We start from the raw sequence: 21,984 nt of genomic DNA, 5'->3' as shown, positions 1-21,984 counted from the left end.
AGTTAAACGGAAAAACTTTTTGACTCCAACTTTTCACAACTGATAAAAAATTTCCACACACATCTGCGGAATGTGGGATAGATTGTTTGAAAAAAGTAATAGTTGGGGTGACGGGATATTAGAATTAACAGATTGGTTAAAAAAGGCACAACCCTACTATAAAAAGAGTGTAGAAACAATCAAAAGATGGTTGGGAGAGATTGGGGGGTATTTTGAAGAAAGAACAACCAACGGGATAGTAGAGGGAATTAATACTAAATTAAAGCTCTTAAAAAGGTGTGGTTTTGGATTTAGAAATTTGATAAATTTTGAAATACGTGCATTATTTTTTTGGCATTTCCCTAAAAAATGAGCAGCGGTAAGTACGGAAGAGCCGTTATTACGAAGAGATAAGAGGAAAGAATAAAAAACTTTTCTTCTTCCATCTTCCATTTTCAATCTTCCATCTTCCTTCTTGCTTCTTCTAAAATGGAAACGATCGCAAAAGTCACCGCAACAGCAGCCGCTTTAAAATTAATCAACTATCTCACAACTCAACACGGAGAATTGATGTTTCACCAATCCGGCGGTTGCTGCGACGGTAGTTCCCCCATGTGCTTTCCCGATGGCGAATTGATAATCGGTGATGGTGACGTATTGCTGGGCGAAATAGGCGGTTGTCCCTTTTATATTGCAGCGCAGCAATACAAATATTGGGAGCACACGCAGTTAATTATAGACGTGGCATCGGGGCCCGGAGGCAGCGATTTTTCCCTGGAAGGGCCGGATGGAGAGCGTTTTATTACTCGTTCTCGCTTGTTTGTTAAGGCTGATTAATTAGTTCTTGAAAACGCGAAATATGTTAGATTCCCGACTTTTTAAAGAAATCGGGAATCTGGGTATTTTTTTATGCGGGCTTAGTTATACACGCATTTCCTCAATAAATGAGATGCCATCAAAAACGCCATCTTTAAAAGCTTGAGTGCTGCGAACTCGGTGATTTTCGGCGAGTAAAGTCATTGTTTCCACAAAAGTAATCAGTGCGTCATCCTGAGTTTTAGTTGCTCGAAAGCAAATAACTTCCTGACCTGCATCCCACGCAATTGCCGAAAAATCAGAATAACTGCTAGAAAACAATTTCAGAATCCGATTTTCAAATTCCCCTTGAAAATTTAGCTGGAGGCGAGAACCGTCTGAGTATTCATAATTATTAACTTGTCGGTAGTGACTTCCCTCAATCGAGATGCTAAAACTACCGAAAAAGCTGCGAAAAAAATGTCCGCGAGTATCAGTCTTAATATACTCGCCTTTCCACATACCAAGATGACGGGTTAAAATTTCAGGAACTTTGTCTAAATCAGGATAGGAAGGTATATTTGCCGACATGGGGATTGCTCCTATTCTCTATTTCTAACGGCGACCTATTTTCAGACTCATTTCACGGCTAGTGCGTTGATATTCGTGGACAATAGGTAATCTTTCAGCTTGAAAATTTTCCAGCGCTTCGGCAATGTTAGCACTGTCGGTGAGATGTTGGGCTAAAGACAGACCATCTTCCCAACCGGAAGTCATTCCTCTAGCGCGTGTGGAACTTTTGGCGTGGGCCGCATCACCTATTAGGATAACGCGCCCGTCATAGATTTTAGGTAGGGGGTCAATGTCGTAGGAAAAACGACATACAATGTTTTCTAAAGGGGTTGACTCAATCACTTTTCGCGCATCGTCGGGGAGTTTTGCTAGTTCTTGGGGAGGAATGGTGATATTATTAGGTTGTAGTTTGCCTACTTCGGATTCTGTCCGCTCTTTTTCGATAAAGAAACCCCAATGAGTGCGACCTCCGCCAATGTGAAAGAAGTTGGCATAAATTCCCCTACCGCGCACGTAAACAAAAAAGTTTCCTTCGGGACAGAAGCTATTATCTTCGACAATTCCTCGCCAGACGATATCGCCTAAATAGAATAGTTCAACATCTGGAACTATATATTGACGAACTTTTGAGACGATTCCATCGGCACCAATTAAAAGATCGCCTTCCCATTTACTGCCATCTTTAAAGTGGGCGATGGCACTGCGATCGGTTTGGGCGATCGATGCTAATTCCGCATTAAAATGAATACACTCAGCGGGTAACTCGTCGAGGAGTGCTTCTAGAATAGCTTTGCGGTGTACCAGCATTCCTGGGAGTTCATTTTCTTCGTAGGTAACGGGTTCAGAATTGATGACACCGCCACGGAGGTTGCGAAACTCGAATAATTTAACCGGATCGCCTGAGTTAATAATTTTCTGGCTAATTTGAGGGTTTCCTTGATGCAGCGCTTCCATACCTGCTTGTACGATCAGGATACCACAGCCATCGGTGCGGGCATAGGGTGCTTTTTCAAACAAGTCCACTTGAAACCCTTGTTGAATCAGCAGAATTGCCAGATAAGCTCCTGATGTTCCTGCGCCGATAATACCTATCCTGCTTTGGGACGAAACCATTTGTGCTTCTCCAGATTTAAGATTGCCGATCGGTTCTCAACTATTATTGTAATTAAGGAAAATCAAAATTGGGCGATCGCCCAATTGCGGATTGAGCTTTTGTTGATAGCGACAGGTTTCAAGCTGCCGCTAAAATCAGTATCTGACGTGATGCAGGATTAATTATTAATTGGCGAATTCAAAATTCACGAACTCCAAACTTAAAACTACTTTAAGCTTGAGTATTTTTAATTAAAGCCAATTCAATTTTGTCATCCGCCTTTTGACTCACTTGTGCGCGCAAACCTGGCCCAAAAAAAGTAGCTATTTTGTCTTGCTTTTCTTCCCAGAGGTCGATCGGGATTAGCGGCGAATAAAACTCTAGAATTAACGCATAAGCACCGTCAACATCAACTTCCCGCAACCCTTGCAGGAGAGGCCGTTCCTCGTCTGTTGGGGCCAGGCCCAAGCGCTCCAAAGCATCATCTAAGTGCGCGGGTTGGCCGTAGCGAAATCGGGTGATATCTTTGCGGACTTGGTTTTGAGTATCTGTAGCCTGACTTTCTCGCAGGAGAAGAACTTCGGGAGAAGTCGGTTCGGTGAACTCCACTGGTTCGAGTTCGGCCGCTTTTAGCGCCAAACCTCCCAGCAACAGCGGAATTCCATAAAAAAAACCGGCTAGGTTCAGGGTAGGTTTGTCTGTGAAGTAGGCTGCGAACCCGACTGCTGCTATAATACCGCCCACAACTAAGGCTAGGTTTGCTAAAGAAATTTTACGTAACATATTAGTGAGGTAGTTAGCTGGAATCAACAATATACTTTAATTATTATCTGTCAAAAAGTCTTGAATAAATTTAGTTTTTTTGCCAAAAGACCTGCAAAAACTGCTAGCATCTATGAGCGCGGGAGCGGTGTGCATCCACAGTCTTGTCTCTAGCTTCAGAAGCTTATCCAGCCGGACTCGCCCGGGCGCGCCATCGGTAAAGATCCGTGTTAATTGCGCGGCGTTGGTTCTAGAAGGCAATCGAGATCGGCAGTATCATCAAAGTATACAGAGTGGCGATCGCGATCGACACTCTTGCCCTTTCAACCATTTTTCGGACATGATTAAAGACGAAGACAAACAAACTGCTGGAGCAAACAAGTCGGTTCTGGAGCAGATTAACTCGCTCAAACGCGAAGATGAAAGGCTTTATAATATCTTAGCGATCGATGTGTGGGCCCTAGCCAAGACAATGGATGAATATCAACCGGGATTTTGGGCTGCTTTTATGAAAAACCGGGAGAAGGCCCTGAAGCGATTTTTAGCTGGAATGATGAAAAATAAACCCGCAGATACCAAACGTCCGCCTTTTTTGCGCTAAAATTTGGCTGAAGTTTGGCTGAGGTTTTGATGTACAATCAAACTATAACACAGACCAAAAAACCCTGAGCAGGTTCATCACTTCCCATATAAAAACAGTGAAGGATTTGCCCAAAAAGGTAGGTCGGTGAATTAAGAATCTCTGTCTGTTCGCAGAGGGGAATGTCAAATATTTTTGTTAATAGTAGCAAAGGCAAAAAACCATGGATGCACAAACAATCAAAGAGCGCGTAGCAGAGATCGAGAGCAAGCGGGAATCCCTCGTGCGGCTGTTAGATCGATCGGACTTGGGAGCCCTGAGAATAGATGTGAGTCAGGCGATCGAAGAAATTGACGATCTATTAGAAGAATTCAAGCGCACTTTTAACAGTTAAGCAGTCAGTAGTCAGTGGTCAGTAGTCAGTAGTCATTAGTTGTCAGTGGTCATATCAATTCCGGTTGCACTCATACATGATATAGAGGACACGGCAATGCCGTGTCCCTACCGAAAATAATATTGTAGGGACACGGCATTGCCGTGTCCTAATTTTGGCTAATAATTCCGATGCTACCGGAAACGATATCATTAGTTGTCGCGCATTTAATTTGGATAGTTATGTTACTAAAAATCTTGTGGGGTGGGCATCTTGCCCGCCCAAAAAGTGAAAATTAAATGCAGTACAGCTTAATAGCTAACAAGAACCGACAACTGCTCACTGCAAATTTGACTAATGACTAATGACTACTGGCTAATAACTACTGACTAATTCATCACCATATCCATCAAAATTTGCTGAGAGCTCACTTCCGGACAATTAGCAGGCGGCCGCCGCTGAGAGTAGTGTCCCCCAGACTGCAAATCCCAAGCTTGGCGGTTGTCAGCCAGCATTACCCCCAAAATTTCTTGCAATTCCTTGGCAATTGTCGGGTCTTCCACCTGAACGATCGCCTCAACCCGTCTGGTGAGATTTCGCTGCATCCAGTCAGCAGAACCAATATACACCTCTTCGTTGCCACCGTTGAAAAAATAAAACATCCGAGAATGTTCTAAAAAGCGACCGATAATACTGATAACTCTGATATTTTCGCTAACACCCTCAACGCCGGGACGCAAACAGCAAATCCCCCGGATAATCAAATCAATTTTAACTCCCGCTTGCGAAGCTTCGTACAAAGCAACAATAATTTGAGGGTCAACTAAAGCGTTCATTTTAGCGACAATCCGGCCGCAGCTACCGCTACCAGTTTCGGCATTCAAGCGGCAGAATTCGATCTCGCGGCGGATTAAAGCTAAAAATCGATCGCGCATATTGACCGGTGCCACCAACAATTTGCGATAAGATACCTGCCGCGAATAACCAGTCAAATAATTAAACAAATCCGTCAAATCCGATCCCAAATCCTCGCGACAACTCAACAAACCCACATCGGTATACAGTCCGGCTGTTTTGGGATTGTAATTGCCGGTGCCGATGTGGACATAGCGGCGGATGTACCCATCCTCGCGACGCACTACCATCACAATCTTGGTGTGGGTTTTGAGTCCCACCAAACCGTAAACTACGTGGACTCCAGCTTGTTCTAACTTGCGAGCCCAAAGAATATTATTTTCTTCGTCAAACCTAGCTTTGAGCTCTACTAAAACGGCTACCTGCTTGCCGTTTTCCGCTGCTTGAATTAAGGCGCTGACGATCGGCGAATCTCCAGAAGTGCGGTATAAAGTCATCTTAATCGCTAACACGGAGCGATCGTGCGCCGCCTCAGTAATAAACCGCTGTACCGTCGCCGCAAACGAGTGATAAGGATGGTGCAGCATCAAATCCCCCTGGCGGATGGCGGTGAAAATATCCTGACCATCCTCAGCATCCAACATCGATTTCTCTAAAATCCTTGCCGATTCCAAGTTCCGCAAGCGCGGCGGCACAACCGGAGTCCAAGCCGGGTCTTTCAGTTCCGGCACTGGCAGCCCCACAAAAGACATCAAATCCTTGAGGCCTAGCAGCCCCTCTACGACGTAAACATCTTGCTCACCGAGATCCAGCTCCTCCATCAGCATATCTCGCAGCGCAGGCGGCATAATCGCTTGAATTTCCATCCGCACCGCAGAACCTCCAAACCGGCGCTTGCGGAGTTCCTGTTCTATTGCCAGCAGCAAATCCTCCGCCTCATCTTCCTCCACCGTCAAATCGGAATTGCGAGTAATGCGGAACGGGTGATATTCCTGAATGTCCATCCCCGGAAACAAAGCTTCTAAGTTGTGGGCAATCACCTGTTCTAGGGGCACGCCAGTCCAAACCGGAGATTTGCCCTTCTGCTGCCACTGCAAATCCCCCGGTAGTGGCAAAAACCTCGGCAAAACCTGCGGTACTTTGACGCGGGCAAACAATTCTTCGCGCGTGTCCGGGTCTCTGACTACTACTGCTAAATTGAGGCTGAGATTGGAAAGGTAGGGGAATGGGTGGCTGGGGTCAACTGCTAGGGGAGTGAGTACGGGAAATACTTGTTCTTTGAAGTAGCGGTGCAAGTAATTGCGCTGTTCTTGATTGAGGTCAATGTAGTCGAGAATGTAGATTTCGCTTGCTGCTAGTTTCGGCCGCAGGGTTTGCTCAAAATAGGCGTGTTGCTGAGAAACCATCGGCAAAAGCCGCTTGTTAAGGGCATCTAGCTGTTGTTGAGGCGTGCTGCCGTCGGAGGTCAATTTGCTGACTTTTGCTTGTACTTGCTGTTTGAGGGCGGCCACGCGCACCATAAAATATTCGTCTAGGTTGGAGCTAAAAATAGCTAAAAATTTGAGTCTTTCTAGGAGGGGCGTGCGGGGGTCGAGGGCTTCGTGGAGCACGCGGTTGTTGAATTCTAGCCAGCTTTGTTCTCGGTTGAAGTAATATTGAGGATCGCTGAGGTTGATTTCAGTGTAGGTTTTGGCGGGGGTCTTTTTTGGCTTGGGCATGGTTTGGGGGAGTCTTTCGGAGGCTCGGTGATGGCATCTCTAGAAATAGTATTGTAGGTTAAAGGATTTGTTCGCATCTGCTTTTGGTCGATCGCTACCACATTAGAATTTAGGCAAAACGTTCAACTATTTTTCTAGGATTATCACGAAATCCTCAATCATCACATCAAAAGTTCGAGCCAGCTTGTGAACTGCTGCAAAGTCAACCATGGCCATACCCTGAGAACGGGCATAATTGCTAATGGTACTGTAGCCCACGCCCGATCGCTCCGCAACCTCTTTGAGCGTCCATCCCTTCTCGGCAGCCAACTCTCGAACCCGCAATCTGACTAAGCCTTTGCTCATATTCACTATTTACAAAATTTTGGATTTAGTATAATATATCAAAAAGCGATCGCCCCCGGTCTGCAAACTAAAGACGATCGCCAGTTAAAATTAATCCCGACAGATAATTTCTGTCGATCGCACTTAGCAGAGATAGATTTAGCTACCACCACCAGATGCAACTACAATGATATCAGAAAATCAGTTAAGAGCGTCAGCGATCGGCGCATCAAAAATTATTCACAAATCGTCGATCGTCAATCCGCGATCGAGATTTGTCACCGAAGAAACAGTGGCACTCCTGTTCAACATATCACCCGAACAGATATACCGGATCGATTGCTGCCACAACGTGGTGTACGTTCATGCCAAAGGCCTCAGTAGATTTGTCAGCTACGCCGATTTCCCCCCAATCTTAGAAGTAAAACCACCCTGTGCTCAAGATTTTGTCGCATGGTACAAACGCTGGAAACGGACACAAGCACCAGAATTTTGGACTAAATTCTATACGTACAACTTCAAAACGGCTGTTTCAGTTGACAGCTTGCTTGAGTGGGGTAAATTAGTCGCTACAGTTAAATCAGTAATTTCTGCCTCAGCGCTGCAACAGCTACGAGATGTTTACGCTCAAGAAAAAACATTGATGGAAAATTTTTAAACAGTTTTCAAGCGTAAGGTGAGCGCGGAGCACCTTACGCTCAAGAGTGCGATCGATTGATTTGTATCATTGTAGACGTTGGCGATCGACAATAAACAAGATTTATTCATAATCACTGGTTAAAAAAATAGATTTTGAGCGATCGCTTTTATCCGGGTGAATTGGCGGCGGATGATTTGATGGAATGAGGGAAGGCGTTAGGTGTTATTTTGTGTAAATTTTGAGTGATTGACAGCGGTAGCTGTAGTGATTGAAAGCGATTAAGTTAAAATAATAAGTATTTGGATTAGTCTTCATTTAAAAAAGTTGGGATTTTGACTCCGGGCGATCGCGGAATGCGGAAAAATGGTGGTGTAGCAGCTAAAAGTATAAATCAGGATTTACCATGAGCAACGACAATTTGCAAGTCCGGGTGAAACATTTTGCAGCGCTGAAGTCCAAGTATCAATCAACTAATTATGAAGATTCATCTCCCTCTAGTCTTCTGTATCTCATTCTGCGAAAAGCTGATTTAGAAATAGGGATAACTGACTTCGAGTGGAATTGGTTACTAGAGCGTGAGCTTTTGGAAACAATTGAGGCGATCGAGCAAGCTCTAAAACGTAATGATGAAGAACAAAGAAAATTACGCGATAAATTGTCTCAACTCAAGTCTAAGTTCAAAGTAAGTAGATCTCACGATGTTGGGCTAGCCAGTCCTTTGTATCCTATCCTTTGGAAACTTGACTCAGAAAGTCAGCTAACTGACTTAGAAGTTAAATATCTGCAAGAACAGGGGCTTACGGAAACAGTTGCTATCAGTGAAGAAATGGCGCGATTTGCTGCACTAAAGGTTAAGTACCAAGCCAGTAAACATCGCGACTCATCTCCATCTAGTCTGCTCTATCCAATTTTAAAGCGACTAGAAGCTGAAGAACGGTTAAAGGATGCAGAGGTTAATTTCCTGAAGCAACAAGAATTATTTGAAACCCTGGCAATTTTCCAGCAACAAGAAGATATAAAAGAAGCTGAGTTTGCAAAAATAAAAGAGAAGTACCAAGCAACTAGACACCCCGATTCATCTGTCTCTAGTCCCCTCTATCAAATTCTGAAAAACCTGGCTGCGGATAAGCAGTTGAGCGAGTCAGAACTTAACTGGCTGGAAGAGCATCAACTTAGCGAAACGCTTGGCCTTGTTTTGGAGATTGAACAGAAACGGCACTTTGCTGAACTGAAAGTTAAGTACAAAGCTACCCAATATGAGGATTTAGCACCATCTAGCCATCTGTATAAAGTTCTCAAAAAAATTGATTTAGAAAGTCCGCTAGGTGAGCAAGATATTAACTTCCTGAAAAAGCGTCAACTGACTGAGACAATTACTGTTGCTATTGACAAATATGCTGCTAGTCTGAAGTCCAAAATCAAGTCGGGAGAGCAGTTGAGTGAGGCTGATATTGATTGGGCGAAACAGAATGGACGTGAGGATGTCATTAGTTTTGCCCAAGAAAGGGAATTTGCTGCTCTGAAGTCGAAATATGATGTCTCGAACTATAAAGATAAATCACCTTCTAGTCCGTTGTACGCAATTCTGCAAAAGCTGGATAAAGGAGATCGAATTGAGGAGATAGATGTAGCTTGGCTGGAGGAGAATAAACTTGAAGCATCTCAACCTAGCTATAGCCATTATGGGTGGCAGGAAGAGCGCCGATATCAAGCTCAAAAACTGTTCTCTGGCAAGATTTGGACTGCTTACCACAACAACGAAGCAACTTTCTACGAACAGGAGTACCAGCGCACTGGAAATAAATGGAACTTGCCTAATGCCAGCAGTCATTGGCGCAAGGCGGATAAACCTAGAAGTGCATTGAAGCTGACGGAAAATCTAGACTTCAACCAAATAAAAGAAAATAAACTCAAGTCAGCTTTGCTAACAACTAGGGGCGGTGCTTTCCGAGATATCGATAAATTAGATGATGCTGAAAAGTGCGCTCTCAAAGCGATTGAATATCAGCCTCAGAGTCATCATCCTTACACTTTAATGGGAGCTATTTGTTTTGAGCGCGGTCAATTCTTAGAGGGTGAGCGTTGGTTTAATGAGGCAATTAAACGCGGTGCTTCTCCCAAAGATCAGGATGCGGAAATGAAGCGGGTTGTCAAAAATACCAAGGATGAGAATAAACGGCGGGAAGTGATAAACTATCTGCTGGAGAAAGATTCCAGACGGTATGCTTGGGCTAACTCTTATCTAAAGCAGCCAAAAAACAAAGCTAAGTGATATCAATTCCGGTTGCACTCCTTATGATACGGAGGACACGGCAAAGCCGTTTCCCTACCCAGATTAATTGTAGGGAAACGGCTTTGCCGTGTCCTGACTTTGGTTGATAATATTAATTCTCTCCCTTTACCTTCCAATCCCCACATATTGGAAACCAGCCGCTTCTAAAGCCTTCTTGTCTAAGAAATTGCGGCCGTCAATCATGACCGGATGATTCATCAACTTCGCCATTTTATCGTAATCTAAATTGCGAAACTGTTCCCAGTCTGTCACCAACACCAAAGCATCGCAACCGTCGGCCAACCTTTCCGGGTCAGTTTCTACCAAAACTCCCGACAAACCGTGACGCATCCCAGTTTGAGAAACAATCGGATCGTAAGCTTTAACTTTCGCTCCCAATCGGTTCAAACTCTCGATTAAATTCAGCGAAGGAGCATCCCGCAAATCGTCAGTATCCGGCTTGAAAGTCAAACCCAAAAGTCCGACTGTTTTACCTTTGAGAATCTTCAAAACGTGCTGCAACTTTTCAATAGCAATCAACCGCTGGCGTTCGTTTACTTCCACTGCCGCTTTCAGCAAATGCGCCTCGTAACCGTAATCCTCAGCAGTGTGAACTAAAGCTGAGACATCTTTCGGGAAACAAGAACCGCCCCAACCAATGCCAGCTTGCAGAAACTTGCCACCAATCCGCGAATCTAAACCGATACCTTTCGCTATTTGGGTAATATCTGCACCGACGCGATCGCAAATATTAGCAACTTCATTAATAAAGCTAATCTTCGTAGCCAAAAAAGCATTAGCTGCGTACTTAATCATCTCCGCTGAACTGATATCAGTCATCACCACAGGAACCTCCGGCAAAGACGGATTTTCTGCAAACTTGCGATCGACAATCGGCCGGTATAACTGTAGCATCATATCCATAGCCCGCCGAGAGTTGCTGCCGAGAACAATGCGATCGGGATTAAAAGTATCGAAAACAGCACAGCCCTCCCGCAAAAACTCCGGGTTGCTAACCACATCAAATTGAACACCAGTTTTTGCTGCTACTTCCTCACCACTAACACCATCACCGCTTTGAGGTTTTTGACGTTCTGCTAAACCGTCTAGTACAATTCTTCGCACCCAATCCCCGGAACCGATGGGCACTGTCGATTTGTTTACGATTACTTTGTAATCGCCGTCGAGGTGAGCTCCAATTCCACGAGCAACCGCTTCCACGTAGCGAGTATCGCTTTCCCCAGTAGGCAAAGGAGGCGTCCCCACGGCAATAAACAAAATGTCCCCGTGAGCCACTCCTGCTGCTAAATCCGAAGTAAATTCTAGATTGCCCGCCGCAGATGCAGAGGACATTAATTCAGACAGTCCGGGTTCAAAAATAGGCGACTGTCCAGACTTCATTAATTTAACTTTTTCTTCGTTGTTGTCTACGCAAATCACGTGGTGGCCGATGTGAGCCAAACAAGTGCCGGTGACTAAGCCAACATATCCTGTACCGATGACACAAACTTGCATAGAAATCTCCTCAAAGCTAGTAAATAAATCAGGTAGGAATTGGGAATCGGGAATTGGGAATCGGGAGTTGGGAATCGGGAATTGGGAATAAGGAAGATTTTTTCCCTCCCCCTCTCCCAGTCTCTCCCTCTCCCAGTCTCTAATTTTGGTTTCCTTCAATGCGATCGCGAAAATCTTTCACAGTCAACTCTAAACCTTTATCCAGCGGCACAGTTGGCTCCCACCCCAACCAAGTTTTAGCACGAGTAATATCGGGTTGTCGCTGTTTTGGATCGTCTTCCGGCAGCGGTTTAAAGATAATTTCTGCCCCTGGATTAATCATATTTTGAATTTTTTCTGCCAGTTCCAAAATAGTGTATTCGCCGGGATTCCCCAAATTCATCGGCCCGATTTGGTCGCTATTCATCAAACGAATAAATCCTTCCACCAAATCAGAAACGTAGCAAAAACTCCGGGTTTGGGAACCGTCGCCGTATACAGTCAGCGGTTGATTCCGCAAAGCTTGAGCAATAAAATTGCTCACTACTCTGCCGTCATTTTCCAACATCCGGGGGCCGTAGGTATTGAAGATTCGCACAACTCGAATGTCTACCCCATTTTGACGGTGGTAATCAAAAGATAAGGTTTCAGCTACTCGCTTCCCTTCGTCGTAACACGATCTGATCCCGATACAATTAACGTTGCCGCGATAATCTTCTGTTTGTGGATGTACGTCAGGATCTCCGTACACTTCGGAAGTGGAAGCCAGAAAGAATCTTGCTTTCACCCGTTTGGCCAATCCCAACATATTCATCGTGCCGATGACGTTTGTTTTAATTGTCTTGACAGGATTGTACTGATAGTGTATTGGCGAAGCGGGGCAAGCCAGATGGTAAATCTGATCTACCTCTAACCGAATAGGTTCCGTGATATCGTGGCGGATCAGCTCAAAGTATGGGTTATCCAGCCATTTGAGGATATTGCGTTTAGTACCGGTGTAAAAATTATCCAGGCAGACTACCTCATGTCCTTGGGCCATTAAGCGATCGATTAGGTGGGAACCGAGGAAACCCGCACCGCCTGTGACTAAAATTCTCATTGTGGAAACTGCCGTTCTGTTTAGGGGTAGGACTGGGGTACAAAAATTCAGTCGCTAGAATGAAACTTTCTAATAGAATAACAAAATTGCGAGCGACAATGTAAAGACTTATGCGTCACTTTTATAAAATCTTTAATTAACTTAGCATTTTCAAATACTTTGAACAAAGTGCTATAATTCGCAAATCTTAGCTTCGCAAATCTTAGCTAGCAATTTTTATTTAACCTTCAATATTATTTCCGAACAAATACTGTTGACAATAGTTGTGTTATTTGTTATTGGTTATTGGTTATTTGATGACTTCGGTTTGAGGTTGGGCGATGCCCAACCGGATAGCTGCGCTTCACGGGCTTGCTGGAAAAAACCAGGGTGGATTTATCTGAAAAGCAATATGAAAGAAATTATCTCGATTTCGGGAATAGAAAGTCCGCTACTTTCAACCTAGGGTTGCACCCGTTCAATTGCCATTTCGGGAGATTGCAGCCAGAAGTAAATTAGGTTGATTGTGCAGCCTTTAGTTTTACAGTTTCTCAATAATCGAGCAAAGTTATGAGCCGCTAAATTTGTCTCGAAGGCGAAATCAGTGCCCGAGTCTGATAAAGTTCGCAGTCTTTGTATCACTAAGCGTTCTGGGAGGATAGCCACTGAGTCTGGATTGAATTTGGAAATTCCGTCCGCGAGCGCATCTGCATTTACATATTCAAGACATTGCTGTTATTGTACCTAATATTTCTGAGAAAGGCTATACTAAGAATACAGTTAGGACATGGAACTTCCCATTGTCAGCACAACAGGAACTTTAAAAAATCCCGTCAATCGCATCAAAGGCGAAAGTCCTACAAATTTCACCAATTCTTCAGAAATTTTCCCTGCTTCTAGATAGCGCCAAAAGTCATTACTGATTAGCAATAATTCCTGCTGTTCAAAATCAGTCAGAGGTTCCAGAGATAAAAATTCAGCAAAAGAGCCTCCTGTTTGTCTTTCCCATTTGAGAAGGCGGCGAATGTCGTTTAGAGAAAGTTGGCTTGCTTCCAAATTTTGGGTCATGGCTTTAGTGCGATCGGCTTATCCAGTAAACTATATTATAAAGCCGTTACCATAGGAGTGAAGCCCGTTTGATTTATTTTTATTAACTTTCAAAAAAACAGCTCAGACCATCTTCGGTTCAGGTATTATAATATTATCAACTCTTATTATAACCACCACGCCATGCAACTTGAAGACTATTTCAACTTCCTAAGACCTGACGATATTCGGCTCAAAGGTTCCCGCATTGGCATCGAAACCATTCTTTATGAATACCTGTTTCGCGCTCGAACTCCCGAAGAAATTGCCAACATTTATACATCGCTCACCCTCGAACAAGTTTATGCGACCATTTTGTACTACCTGCACAACAAAGAAGCAGTCGGTCATTACATAACCGAATGGTTGGAATGGGGCGATAAAATGCGAGAAGAACAACGTCGCAATCCTCGTCCAGTATATGAAAAAATCCGCAAACTGAGAGCAGAAAGAGATGCAAGGAGAAAGGCTGATGGCAATCCAGTATCTCTTTGATGAAAATGTCGATCCTGCGTATGTCAATCAAATTCGCAGACGCAATCCCGATATGGTTGTTCTAGCAGTGGGAGAACTAACAGCACCTTCCAAAGGCACTCTCGATCCAGAAATTCTTATTTGGTGCGAAATCCACAATTTCATTCTTGTTACCAACAACCGTCGGTCTATGCCCGTTCATTTAACAGATCATCTAGATCACAATCGCCATATCCCAGGAATCTTCATCCTAAATGCCAAGCTGAGTATAGGTCAAAATATTGACGAACTGATTTTGATTTATCAAGGATCGTTTGATGATGAGTACCAAGATAAAATTGAGCATTTACCGCTACCATAATTTCTAATACAGTCCCAACATTTACAAAATTCCCCAAAGTCTTAAGGAAAATAAACATACTTTTGCCCCAACTTATGCAAACAATAGTTAAAAAGGCTAACCGAAGTTAAAGTTAAAAGCAATGTCACAAGATACCATCGAATCAATTCTTCATGAAAAACGCCTATTTCACCCGGCCGCTGAATTCTCCGAAAAAGCACACATCAAAAGCTTAGAAGAGTACCAAGCCCTCTACGATAAAGCCAAAGCAGATCCCCAAGCATTCTGGGCAGAACTTGCCGCCCAAGAATTGCACTGGTTCCAAAACTGGGATACGGTGCTCGACTGGCAGCCGCCTTTTGCTAAATGGTTTGTCAACGGCAAAATTAACATTTCTTACAATTGTCTCGATCGCCACTTAACCACTTGGCGCAAAAATAAAGCCGCCCTGATTTGGGAAGGCGAACCCGGAGACTCCCGCACCCTCACCTACGCGCAACTCCACCGCGAAGTCTGCCAAATGGCGAACGTCATCAAACAATTGGGAGTTCAAAAGGGCGATCGCGTCGGCATTTATATGCCCATGATTCCCGAAGCTGCGATCGCCATGCTAGCCTGCGCCAGAATCGGTGCAGTACACAGCGTTGTTTTTGGCGGTTTTAGTGCAGAAGCTTTGCGCGATCGGCTAAACGACGGCGAAGCAAAACTCGTCATCACCGCAGACGGTGGCTTCCGCAAAGATGCAGCAGTTGGCCTCAAAGAACAAGTAGACAAAGCCCTAGCCAACAACGTCACACCAAGCGTTACCAACGTTATCGTCGTCCAGCGTACCAAACAGCAAGTGCACATGGAACCCGGGCGCGATCTTTGGTGGCACGACTTGCAAAAAGACGCCTCCGCCGACTGCCCCGCCGAACCGATGGACAGCGAAGATATGCTGTTCGTACTCTACACCAGCGGCAGTACCGGCAAACCGAAAGGAGTCGTCCACACCACAGGTGGCTACAACCTTTACACCCACATGACAACCAAGTGGATCTTCGACCTCCAAGATACCGATGTCTACTGGTGCACCGCAGACGTAGGCTGGATTACAGGCCACAGTTACATAGTCTACGGCCCGCTTTCCAACGGCGCTACCACAATCATGTACGAAGGTGCGCCCCGCGCGTCCAACCCAGGCTGTTTTTGGGACGTGATCGAAAAATACGGCGTCACCGTTTTCTACACTGCACCCACTGCGATCAGAACATTCATGAAAATGGGCGAACACTTGCCGAATGCGCGGAATTTGTCATCTTTACGATTGTTAGGAACCGTCGGCGAACCGATCAATCCTGAAGCTTGGATGTGGTATCAGCGCGTAATTGGCAACTCGAATTGTCCGATAGTCGATACTTGGTGGCAAACAGAAACCGGGGGAATTATGATTACCGCTTTGCCCGGTGCAATTCCTACAAAACCCGGTTCTGCAACCCTACCATTCCCCGGAATTGTGGCCGATGTTGTTGACCAAGATGGCGAACCAGTAACTAACGAAAGCGGCGGTTATTTAGTGGTGAAACATCCTTGGCCGGGAATGATGCGTACGCTTTACAACGATGCCGATCGTTTTCGCCGCACCTATTGGGAATATTTGCAGCCGAAAGATGGGGAATTTGTGTACTTTGCAGGGGACGGCGCGCACAAGGACAAAGACGGTTATTTCTGGGTAATGGGCCGCGTTGACGATGTAATTAATGTCGCCGGACATCGACTCGGCACAATGGAAGTCGAGTCAGCTTTGGTATCGCATCCAGCGGTGGCGGAAGCTGCGGTTGTTGGTAAACCTGATGAGATTAAAGGTGAGGAAATTGTGGCTTTTGTAACGCTGGACAACTCGCAGCAAGCTAGCGAAGAATTGGCTAAGGAATTGAAGCAGCACGTTGTTAAGGAAATTGGGGCGATCGCCCGTCCCGGCGAAATTCGATTTACCGATGCTTTGCCGAAGACTCGCAGCGGTAAAATTATGCGCCGGTTGCTGCGTTCTTTAGCTGCGGGACAAGAGGTTTCTGGGGATACTTCGACTTTGGAAGACCGGACGGTTTTGGATAAGTTGCGGGGAGGTTCGTAGGGGGATTTTTTAACCGCAGATGTTGGCAGATTAACGCGGATGAACGCTGATGTAATTTTATCGGCGTTCATCTACGGTTTTAGATAATTGTTGAGTCGTTTATTTACCGCGCCACAGATGAACGGCATCGGCGTTAATTTCAGACCTTACCTGTAGCCAATCCTCCAGCAAGTAGTCATCATCAACTGCTTGCTTGTGCTGTTCGTCTTTGAGAATTGCCAAGACGTGAACTCCAGACGGATAGTTGACATGACGAATTTCTGGGTCATATCCTAAGTCTTGAATTTTTGCCAGAACGCGATCGACAGCACCGGCAACAGTCAGATCGACGGCCAGAATAATTTGACCAAATTTAGCACCTGGTTTTACACATTCCAGAACAGCCATTACTCTTTCTCCTTGTAGTTGCAACGGTACACTTGAGGGCGATTTTCGACTTTTCCGGGTTGAGTTACAGATTCTAATTCAACTCGGTAGCGATCTGCTCGTTTTTGGCACTCCTGTTTCGCTTGCTTGGGGTTATCCGCTAAAATCGGCTCGTCCCAGCGTTCTGGTTCTTTTTCTGGATCTTGAATCATAATTAAATTGCTCCTTTGTTGGACGTTCAACTTCGGGGAAGTCGTCTTGGCATGGTGCGGCAACATTCTGCCAAGGCGCATTTATCTGCTATAATTGTACTGCATTTTTTAGTATAATTGCAGTATGAGTAAAAATGTTAAAGTTCTAACCATCCGACTGCCTGAAGTAGAAATGCTTCGGCTAGAAGCTTATTGCGCGAACAGCGGTAGAACAAAAACCGATGTGATTCGCGAACAGATTAGGAGTTTAAAAGTTGAAGATAAGTTGCGGGGTGGTTCTTAGGGGGATTCTTTAACCGCAGATGAACCCAGATTAACGCGGATAGTAATCTGGTTTATCTGCGGTTTTAGATAATTTCTATTGTCAATAAACAAGCTATTTGGGGTTTGGAAAAATTTGATTGAACGTCAAAAATATGAGCTACAATCAAGATAACTTCTGGACTGGATCTGAGCGCGATGCCTCCACTACTTAGCAAAACCACAGATCAGCGAATTGTTCATCATGGAATGTGGGAACGGTTTAAATTTATCCAAAAAGGCTTTGAAGGCTCCCCTAGAGTGCGACTATTTTACTATGATGGGACGATCGAGATTCTGATGCCTGGAGAAGACCACGAAACTTTTGCTCATGTTATCGGTTACTTAGTGACTACTTTTCTCGTCGAACAGGGAATTTTCTTCAAGCCCACAGGGGCAATGACGCAGGAAAGATCGGGAGTTGTCTCTGTGCAAGCAGACGAATCCTACTGCATTGGGAGTGTAAAACCAATTCCCGATTTGTCGATCGAAGTTGTCTTTACCAGTGGAGGAATCAGTAAGTTAGAGCGCTATAAAGCTTTAGGTGTTCCAGAGGTTTGGTTTTGGGAAGATGGATTACTGAAGATATATCATCTCCAAGATGGTAGCTATGAAAAGAGCGATCGCAGTCAGCTACCCGGACTGAACAACCTCGATATCGATTTGATGAAACGCTGTATTTTGATGGCGGAAACTGATGCTGGGGAAGCTATTAGAGCGTTTAGGCAGTCAATATTTTGATGGGATCAGTTTGGTTTACAAAGATTTAAACTTCTATTGTGAAACGATCGAGCATCAGTCAATCGAACGCAAGCAATATTTGAACGTGGGTGGAGCGATCGCCTGCATACTACAGTTAGGCGATCGCTCTTTGGTTATCCAAGATTCATCGAAGGAAAAAATATTTTAACCGAGTTTAGCACCCGGTTTTACACATTCCAGAACAGCCATTATTCTTTCTCTTTGTAGTTGCGGTTTAAGATAATTGCATCATTATTTGCTATTATATAACCATGAAGTCTAATATTGCTCGGGTTGTTCTATGCCTGCTTTAGACCTGTACCACAATACAGTTAAAAAATCTCTCATCAATGATGGGTGGATAATTACTCACGATCCTCTCCATCTGAAATGGGGAAAAAAAGATATGTATGTGGATCTGGGAGCAAAACAGGTGCTGGCAGCACAACGAGGAGAACAAAAAATTGCTGTGGAAGTCAAAAACTTTGTCAGCGATTCAGAAATGCAGGACTTGAGAGAGGCGATCGGACAATTTACTATTTATCGATCTGTGCTTCAGAGAACTTATCCAGAACATACGCTTTATCTGGCTGTTCGCGATATCACCTATGAATCTCTATTTGAAGAACCGATCGGTCAATTAATGATTGAAGATGAAAAGCTCAAGCTGATTGTATTCGACCCAAATCAAGAGGCGATCGTAAAATGGATACTTTAGCTAACTTTAGAACCACCATTAAAACAGTTCTCGAACCTTACACAAAAATTCCTTACTCTCATGGCGATATAATTTGTAAAGCCGTGTTTGATGAAAAATCTGATTGTTACCTGCTAGTTACTTTAGGCTGGGATAAAGCCAAACGAATTCACGGCTGTTTGGTTCATATAGATATTATTGATGATAAGATTTGGGTACAGCGAGATGAGACAGAATACGGGGTGACGAAAGAACTTGTAGCTGCTGGAATTTCCAAGGATTCCATTGTTTTAGGTTTTCATCCCGCAGATGTCAGACCTCATACAGGTTATGCAGTTGTGTAGTTAATGAATTATTTGGCTCATCTATTCTTATCAGAAGGCACGCCAGAATCCCTGATTGGCAACCTCTTAGGAGATTTTGTCAAAGGTTCGGCAGTCAACCTTTATCCCGAGGAAATTAGAAAGGGCATCGATTTGCACCGCAAAGTAGATAGCTACACGGATTCTCACGCCATAGTGCGATCGAGTAAAAGCCTTGTTTGCGCCGATAGACGCAGGTTTGCTGGAGTTTTAATTGACGTGTTTTACGACCACTTCTTAGCTAAAAATTGGCTGGAATATTCAGAAATTCCGCTTCCCGATTTTTCTCGCCATGTCTATAAAGTCCTGCAAGACAATCGCGATATATTGCCTGAATCTCTCCAGCGGGTGCTGCCAACAATAATTGCCCGCGACTTGCTTTCATCTTATCAGGAAATTGCCGAAATCGGCATCACTCTTACAAGAATGTCAGCCCGAATCAAGCGGACAAATAACTTGGCAAGCGGCATAGAAGATTTGACAGCTAACTATCAGCGCTTAGAATCGGATTTTCGGGATTTTTTTCCCGAGTTGATAAAATACGCGACTGTTGGCAAATATTAATACAAAAAACAAAAATTACAGTTGCTATTGATAGCGAACTCGTGTATAATCCAACCGATACCTGCATGAAATCTCAAGTGCAACAGGGTTCAAAATATGGCAACCAGAATTCCGAACCTGCAAGTAACTAAAGTAGTTGATGGCGACAGCATCAAAATTTCTCTCAACGGCGAAACCGAGTCTCTGCGGCTGATTTGCGTCGATACAGAAGAAAGTCACTCGGGAGGCTCTAAACCTGTAACTGCGGCGGGGAAAGCAGCTTCGGAAATGGCTAAAAAATACTTTGCGACGGATGGCGGCGGACTTGCTCAAATTGACATAGAATTTGATACAGCCGATTCGGTTGAAGTGGCTCTACAAAAACACCGCGACAACTACGGGCGTCTCCTCTGTTACGTGCATAAAGATGGAGAAAATTACAATCTCAAACTGATTGCAGAAGGCTGGAGTCCCTACTTTGTCAAATACGGGCGATCCAGATTGTATCACCGACAAATGACTGAGGCAGAATCGGCGGCAAAAGCTTACAATCTGATGATTTGGAATCCGATTACCAATGCCAAAATTCCCTCTCGCAACTATGCTAATTTACTGCCTTGGTGGTCGATGCGAGGCTCGATTGTTGAAGAGTTTCGGTTTGCCGAAGCAACCGCAGGAGCGCTTTCTGTGAGGTTGCACTACCCAAAAATCTTAGCGGCTTCTGAGACAGCTAAATCTATTACTATTTTCTGCGATTTGCAGGCGGGAATTAATAAATGGATCGACGGTAATGCTCTGATTTATGCAGGTTCGGTTTATCATAAATTACACTTGTGGATACCAGATGCTGAAACTGATGAAATGGCTCCCTTGAAGCGACTGATCGAGAAGCGCTATGCGGGTCTGGGACGGGGATATGTGTATGTCAGTGGGAAGGTAGAACAATACAAAGGGAAGCCTCAAATAGTTTTGAAGGATATCAAACAACTTTCAGATTTTCCCCGATAATATTTAAACTAGAGTTAATTTCATCAATCGTTTTTACTGCATCTAATTTTCTTAGGAAATACGATCGCAAATTCTGCCCCTTCTCCTGATTTAGAGGTGCAAATCAGATATCCTTGATGTTTATCTCGCACCATCCGATCGGCTATAGACAATCCTAAGCCTGTTCCTTTGCCTACAGGTTTTGTGGTGAAAAAAGGATCGAATATCTTGGATAGTATATTTCCGGCTATACCGCGCCCATTATCTTGAATGCGGACGATCGCACAATTTTCGGCGGTCATCTCTGTGGAAACTAAAATAGTTGGCTGGCTGTTGGTGCGATGGATATGTAATTCTTCCGCTAACTTCGTTACTGAGTCGATTTGCCAAATCGTTAATGGCTTTTTGTCCGTTGGGGAATGATAAATATCCAGCTAAACCTAGGGCTGCGAAGATTTGTAGGACAAATGGAACGATCGGGATGGTTTGCAGGGATAATTTTGGGATTGCTTTATTTGATAAAGGAAGTTGTCTGAAAATTGTGGTCTGTTTTAGCATTGGCTGTACCTGGCAAGTTTCGCGATCGCGCAAATAAATAGAGGATGATGCTAGGAAGCGATCGCCCTCTATTCAGCCCTGATATTCTATTTATCAAGAGATGCAGGAACATTTATTGCTGCATTGAAGGAGTATCAAAAAATCGACATCCTAAGGGATTTGTGCGTGCAGATTGATTTTGAGGAGTTGTTATAGGAGGACGAGAGTTAGGAAGTGTGCTATTCAATTCTGAGACAGTAAACGATTTAGAAATGTTAGGATTTTTCCCGAGATCGCTCGCAGGAGTTTTAGCAACATCTGCTGACTCGGTACTTGTGATCTCCTGTGTTTCAGTTACATTTATCTGCGATTTGACAGTCGTTTGTGCCTGACATGGATAGGCAGTCATAGCAGAAATTACAGCAAAGCCCAGGAACCAAAAATAGCCCGTTGATTTAATCATATTTATCTAAACCTAAACCTAAAGAACTCTTATTACTGCTTCTTATAATAGATTAAATGAGCAAAACTTATATTTCAAGCGTGTTTATGCGTATTTTTTTTAACTTAATAATTACGTATTTGTATGTAAGAAAGAAAGATATAAACGGGGAAATTACTACCAAATGTAAAGTTTCAGTAAAAGTAGCGGGTTTTTACTGAGAAAAAATCTTAGGACATCCCGCTGGG

The 21,984-nt window shown here is 44.1% G+C and carries 30 protein-coding genes; 18 read left to right on the top strand and 12 right to left on the bottom strand.

Annotation, left to right across the window (positions count from 1 at the left end; genetic code table 11):
• Positions 1-70 precede the first annotated feature (70 nt).
• Positions 71-352, top strand: a complete 282-nt coding sequence (locus QUA78_RS24365) for a transposase (protein WP_333399064.1) — start codon at positions 71-73, stop codon at positions 350-352.
• 116 nt (positions 353-468) lie between these two features.
• Positions 469-816, top strand: a complete 348-nt coding sequence (locus QUA78_RS24360; protein WP_333399063.1) for a DUF779 domain-containing protein — start codon at positions 469-471, stop codon at positions 814-816.
• An 84-nt stretch (positions 817-900) separates the two neighbouring features.
• Here the strand turns inward: QUA78_RS24360 and QUA78_RS24355 are convergent, their stop codons facing one another.
• Positions 901-1,365, bottom strand: coding sequence for a DUF3598 family protein (locus QUA78_RS24355; RefSeq protein WP_333307230.1), 465 nt, complete (start codon positions 1,363-1,365; stop codon positions 901-903).
• A 24-nt stretch (positions 1,366-1,389) separates the two neighbouring features.
• A complete protein-coding gene (locus tag QUA78_RS24350; RefSeq protein WP_333307232.1) occupies positions 1,390-2,460 on the bottom strand; it encodes an FAD-dependent monooxygenase in 1,071 nt (356 codons plus the stop codon).
• On the opposite strand from QUA78_RS24350, the gene QUA78_RS24345 reads away from it, so the two are divergent.
• A complete protein-coding gene (locus QUA78_RS24345; protein ID WP_333307234.1) occupies positions 2,461-2,622 on the top strand; it encodes a hypothetical protein in 162 nt (53 codons plus the stop codon).
• 49 nt (positions 2,623-2,671) lie between these two features.
• Here QUA78_RS24345 and QUA78_RS24340 read toward each other — a convergent pair whose 3' ends face one another.
• Positions 2,672-3,223, bottom strand: a complete 552-nt coding sequence (locus QUA78_RS24340; RefSeq protein ID WP_333307236.1) for a DUF2854 domain-containing protein — start codon at positions 3,221-3,223, stop codon at positions 2,672-2,674.
• 79 nt (positions 3,224-3,302) lie between these two features.
• Here QUA78_RS24340 and QUA78_RS24335 point away from each other — a divergent pair, with 79 nt between their 5' ends.
• Both QUA78_RS24335 and QUA78_RS24330 read left to right on the top strand, forming a co-directional pair.
• Positions 3,303-3,803 (top strand): hypothetical protein, encoded by a 501-nt coding sequence (locus tag QUA78_RS24335; protein WP_333399062.1) that lies wholly within the window; start codon positions 3,303-3,305, stop codon positions 3,801-3,803.
• A gap of 202 nt (positions 3,804-4,005) precedes the next feature.
• Positions 4,006-4,176 (top strand): hypothetical protein, encoded by a 171-nt coding sequence (locus tag QUA78_RS24330; RefSeq protein ID WP_015176488.1) that lies wholly within the window; start codon positions 4,006-4,008, stop codon positions 4,174-4,176.
• 368 nt (positions 4,177-4,544) lie between these two features.
• Here the strand turns inward: QUA78_RS24330 and ppk1 are convergent, their stop codons facing one another.
• Positions 4,545-6,728: a polyphosphate kinase 1 gene (ppk1, locus tag QUA78_RS24325; RefSeq protein ID WP_333399061.1), complete on the bottom strand. Its 2,184-nt coding sequence runs from the start codon at positions 6,726-6,728 to the stop codon at positions 4,545-4,547.
• A 126-nt stretch (positions 6,729-6,854) separates the two neighbouring features.
• Complete coding sequence (locus QUA78_RS24320; RefSeq protein WP_333241744.1) at positions 6,855-7,073, bottom strand: helix-turn-helix transcriptional regulator; 219 nt, start codon at positions 7,071-7,073, stop codon at positions 6,855-6,857.
• A gap of 166 nt (positions 7,074-7,239) precedes the next feature.
• Here QUA78_RS24320 and QUA78_RS24315 point away from each other — a divergent pair, with 166 nt between their 5' ends.
• Positions 7,240-7,710: a hypothetical protein gene (locus QUA78_RS24315; RefSeq protein WP_333303477.1), complete on the top strand. Its 471-nt coding sequence runs from the start codon at positions 7,240-7,242 to the stop codon at positions 7,708-7,710.
• 385 nt (positions 7,711-8,095) lie between these two features.
• On the top strand, positions 8,096-9,964 hold the full coding sequence (locus QUA78_RS24310) for a hypothetical protein (RefSeq protein ID WP_333303478.1): 1,869 nt from the start codon (positions 8,096-8,098) through the stop codon (positions 9,962-9,964).
• A gap of 126 nt (positions 9,965-10,090) precedes the next feature.
• On the opposite strand, the gene QUA78_RS24305 is transcribed toward QUA78_RS24310, so the two are convergent.
• Both QUA78_RS24305 and QUA78_RS24300 read right to left on the bottom strand, forming a co-directional pair.
• Positions 10,091-11,479: a UDP-glucose/GDP-mannose dehydrogenase family protein gene (locus QUA78_RS24305; RefSeq protein WP_333303479.1), complete on the bottom strand. Its 1,389-nt coding sequence runs from the start codon at positions 11,477-11,479 to the stop codon at positions 10,091-10,093.
• Between the two features lie 139 nt (positions 11,480-11,618).
• Positions 11,619-12,557 (bottom strand): UDP-glucuronic acid decarboxylase family protein, encoded by a 939-nt coding sequence (locus tag QUA78_RS24300; RefSeq protein ID WP_333303480.1) that lies wholly within the window; start codon positions 12,555-12,557, stop codon positions 11,619-11,621.
• 265 nt (positions 12,558-12,822) lie between these two features.
• Between QUA78_RS24300 and QUA78_RS24295 the strand changes: the two genes are divergently transcribed.
• The gene (locus QUA78_RS24295; protein ID WP_333303481.1) at positions 12,823-13,002 is read left to right on the top strand and encodes a hypothetical protein; all 180 of its coding nucleotides are present in this window, start codon (positions 12,823-12,825) and stop codon (positions 13,000-13,002) included.
• A 314-nt stretch (positions 13,003-13,316) separates the two neighbouring features.
• On the opposite strand, the gene QUA78_RS24290 is transcribed toward QUA78_RS24295, so the two are convergent.
• The gene (locus tag QUA78_RS24290; RefSeq protein WP_333303482.1) at positions 13,317-13,604 is read right to left on the bottom strand and encodes a hypothetical protein; all 288 of its coding nucleotides are present in this window, start codon (positions 13,602-13,604) and stop codon (positions 13,317-13,319) included.
• A gap of 162 nt (positions 13,605-13,766) precedes the next feature.
• Between QUA78_RS24290 and QUA78_RS24285 the strand changes: the two genes are divergently transcribed.
• The 3 genes from QUA78_RS24285 (at position 13,767) to acs (ending at position 16,549) form a co-directional block, all read left to right on the top strand.
• Entirely contained in the window at positions 13,767-14,117 is a 351-nt protein-coding gene (locus QUA78_RS24285; RefSeq protein ID WP_333303483.1) for a DUF433 domain-containing protein, read from the top strand.
• Positions 14,095-14,457: a DUF5615 family PIN-like protein gene (locus tag QUA78_RS24280; RefSeq protein WP_333303484.1), complete on the top strand. Its 363-nt coding sequence runs from the start codon at positions 14,095-14,097 to the stop codon at positions 14,455-14,457. Before QUA78_RS24285 ends, QUA78_RS24280 begins: the two co-directional genes overlap by 23 nt.
• Before the next feature lie 121 nt (positions 14,458-14,578).
• A complete protein-coding gene (acs, locus tag QUA78_RS24275) occupies positions 14,579-16,549 on the top strand; it encodes an acetate--CoA ligase (RefSeq protein WP_333303485.1) in 1,971 nt (656 codons plus the stop codon).
• 99 nt (positions 16,550-16,648) lie between these two features.
• Here acs and QUA78_RS24270 read toward each other — a convergent pair whose 3' ends face one another.
• Entirely contained in the window at positions 16,649-16,936 is a 288-nt protein-coding gene (locus QUA78_RS24270) for a hypothetical protein (protein WP_333303486.1), read from the bottom strand.
• The gene (locus tag QUA78_RS24265; RefSeq protein ID WP_333303487.1) at positions 16,936-17,127 is read right to left on the bottom strand and encodes a hypothetical protein; all 192 of its coding nucleotides are present in this window, start codon (positions 17,125-17,127) and stop codon (positions 16,936-16,938) included. The genes QUA78_RS24270 and QUA78_RS24265 overlap by 1 nt, the downstream gene beginning before the upstream one ends.
• Before the next feature lie 124 nt (positions 17,128-17,251).
• Here QUA78_RS24265 and QUA78_RS24260 point away from each other — a divergent pair, with 124 nt between their 5' ends.
• The 7 genes from QUA78_RS24260 (at position 17,252) to QUA78_RS24230 (ending at position 20,778) form a co-directional block, all read left to right on the top strand.
• Positions 17,252-17,410 carry a hypothetical protein gene (locus QUA78_RS24260; RefSeq protein ID WP_333223336.1) on the top strand — a complete coding sequence of 53 codons (159 nt, stop codon included), beginning with the start codon at positions 17,252-17,254 and terminating at the stop codon, positions 17,408-17,410.
• Positions 17,411-17,586: 176 nt separating this feature from the next.
• On the top strand, positions 17,587-18,168 hold the full coding sequence (locus QUA78_RS24255) for a Uma2 family endonuclease (protein WP_333303488.1): 582 nt from the start codon (positions 17,587-17,589) through the stop codon (positions 18,166-18,168).
• Positions 18,169-18,178: 10 nt separating this feature from the next.
• Positions 18,179-18,337, top strand: a complete 159-nt coding sequence (locus tag QUA78_RS24250; protein WP_333303489.1) for a hypothetical protein — start codon at positions 18,179-18,181, stop codon at positions 18,335-18,337.
• 132 nt (positions 18,338-18,469) lie between these two features.
• Complete coding sequence (locus QUA78_RS24245; RefSeq protein WP_333303490.1) at positions 18,470-18,886, top strand: element excision factor XisH family protein; 417 nt, start codon at positions 18,470-18,472, stop codon at positions 18,884-18,886.
• Positions 18,874-19,209 (top strand): XisI protein, encoded by a 336-nt coding sequence (locus QUA78_RS24240; protein ID WP_190740648.1) that lies wholly within the window; start codon positions 18,874-18,876, stop codon positions 19,207-19,209. Before QUA78_RS24245 ends, QUA78_RS24240 begins: the two co-directional genes overlap by 13 nt.
• A gap of 3 nt (positions 19,210-19,212) precedes the next feature.
• Positions 19,213-19,791, top strand: a complete 579-nt coding sequence (locus QUA78_RS24235; RefSeq protein WP_333303491.1) for an ACP phosphodiesterase — start codon at positions 19,213-19,215, stop codon at positions 19,789-19,791.
• Between the two features lie 96 nt (positions 19,792-19,887).
• On the top strand, positions 19,888-20,778 hold the full coding sequence (locus QUA78_RS24230) for a thermonuclease family protein (RefSeq protein ID WP_333303492.1): 891 nt from the start codon (positions 19,888-19,890) through the stop codon (positions 20,776-20,778).
• Between the two features lie 23 nt (positions 20,779-20,801).
• Here the strand turns inward: QUA78_RS24230 and QUA78_RS24225 are convergent, their stop codons facing one another.
• Together QUA78_RS24225 and QUA78_RS24220 are read right to left on the bottom strand one after the other, a co-directional pair.
• Positions 20,802-21,077, bottom strand: a complete 276-nt coding sequence (locus tag QUA78_RS24225) for an ATP-binding protein (RefSeq protein WP_333399065.1) — start codon at positions 21,075-21,077, stop codon at positions 20,802-20,804.
• A 350-nt stretch (positions 21,078-21,427) separates the two neighbouring features.
• Positions 21,428-21,757 carry a hypothetical protein gene (locus QUA78_RS24220; protein WP_333303495.1) on the bottom strand — a complete coding sequence of 110 codons (330 nt, stop codon included), beginning with the start codon at positions 21,755-21,757 and terminating at the stop codon, positions 21,428-21,430.
• Between the last annotated feature and the right edge of the window lie 227 nt (positions 21,758-21,984).

Origin of the sequence: Microcoleus sp. K4-B3 (assembly GCF_036704615.1) — a bacterium.
Classification (GTDB): domain Bacteria; phylum Cyanobacteriota; class Cyanobacteriia; order Cyanobacteriales; family Microcoleaceae; genus Microcoleus.
Note: the sequence above shows the minus strand (reverse complement) of the source record. Positions and strands in the feature narration are given on the sequence as shown.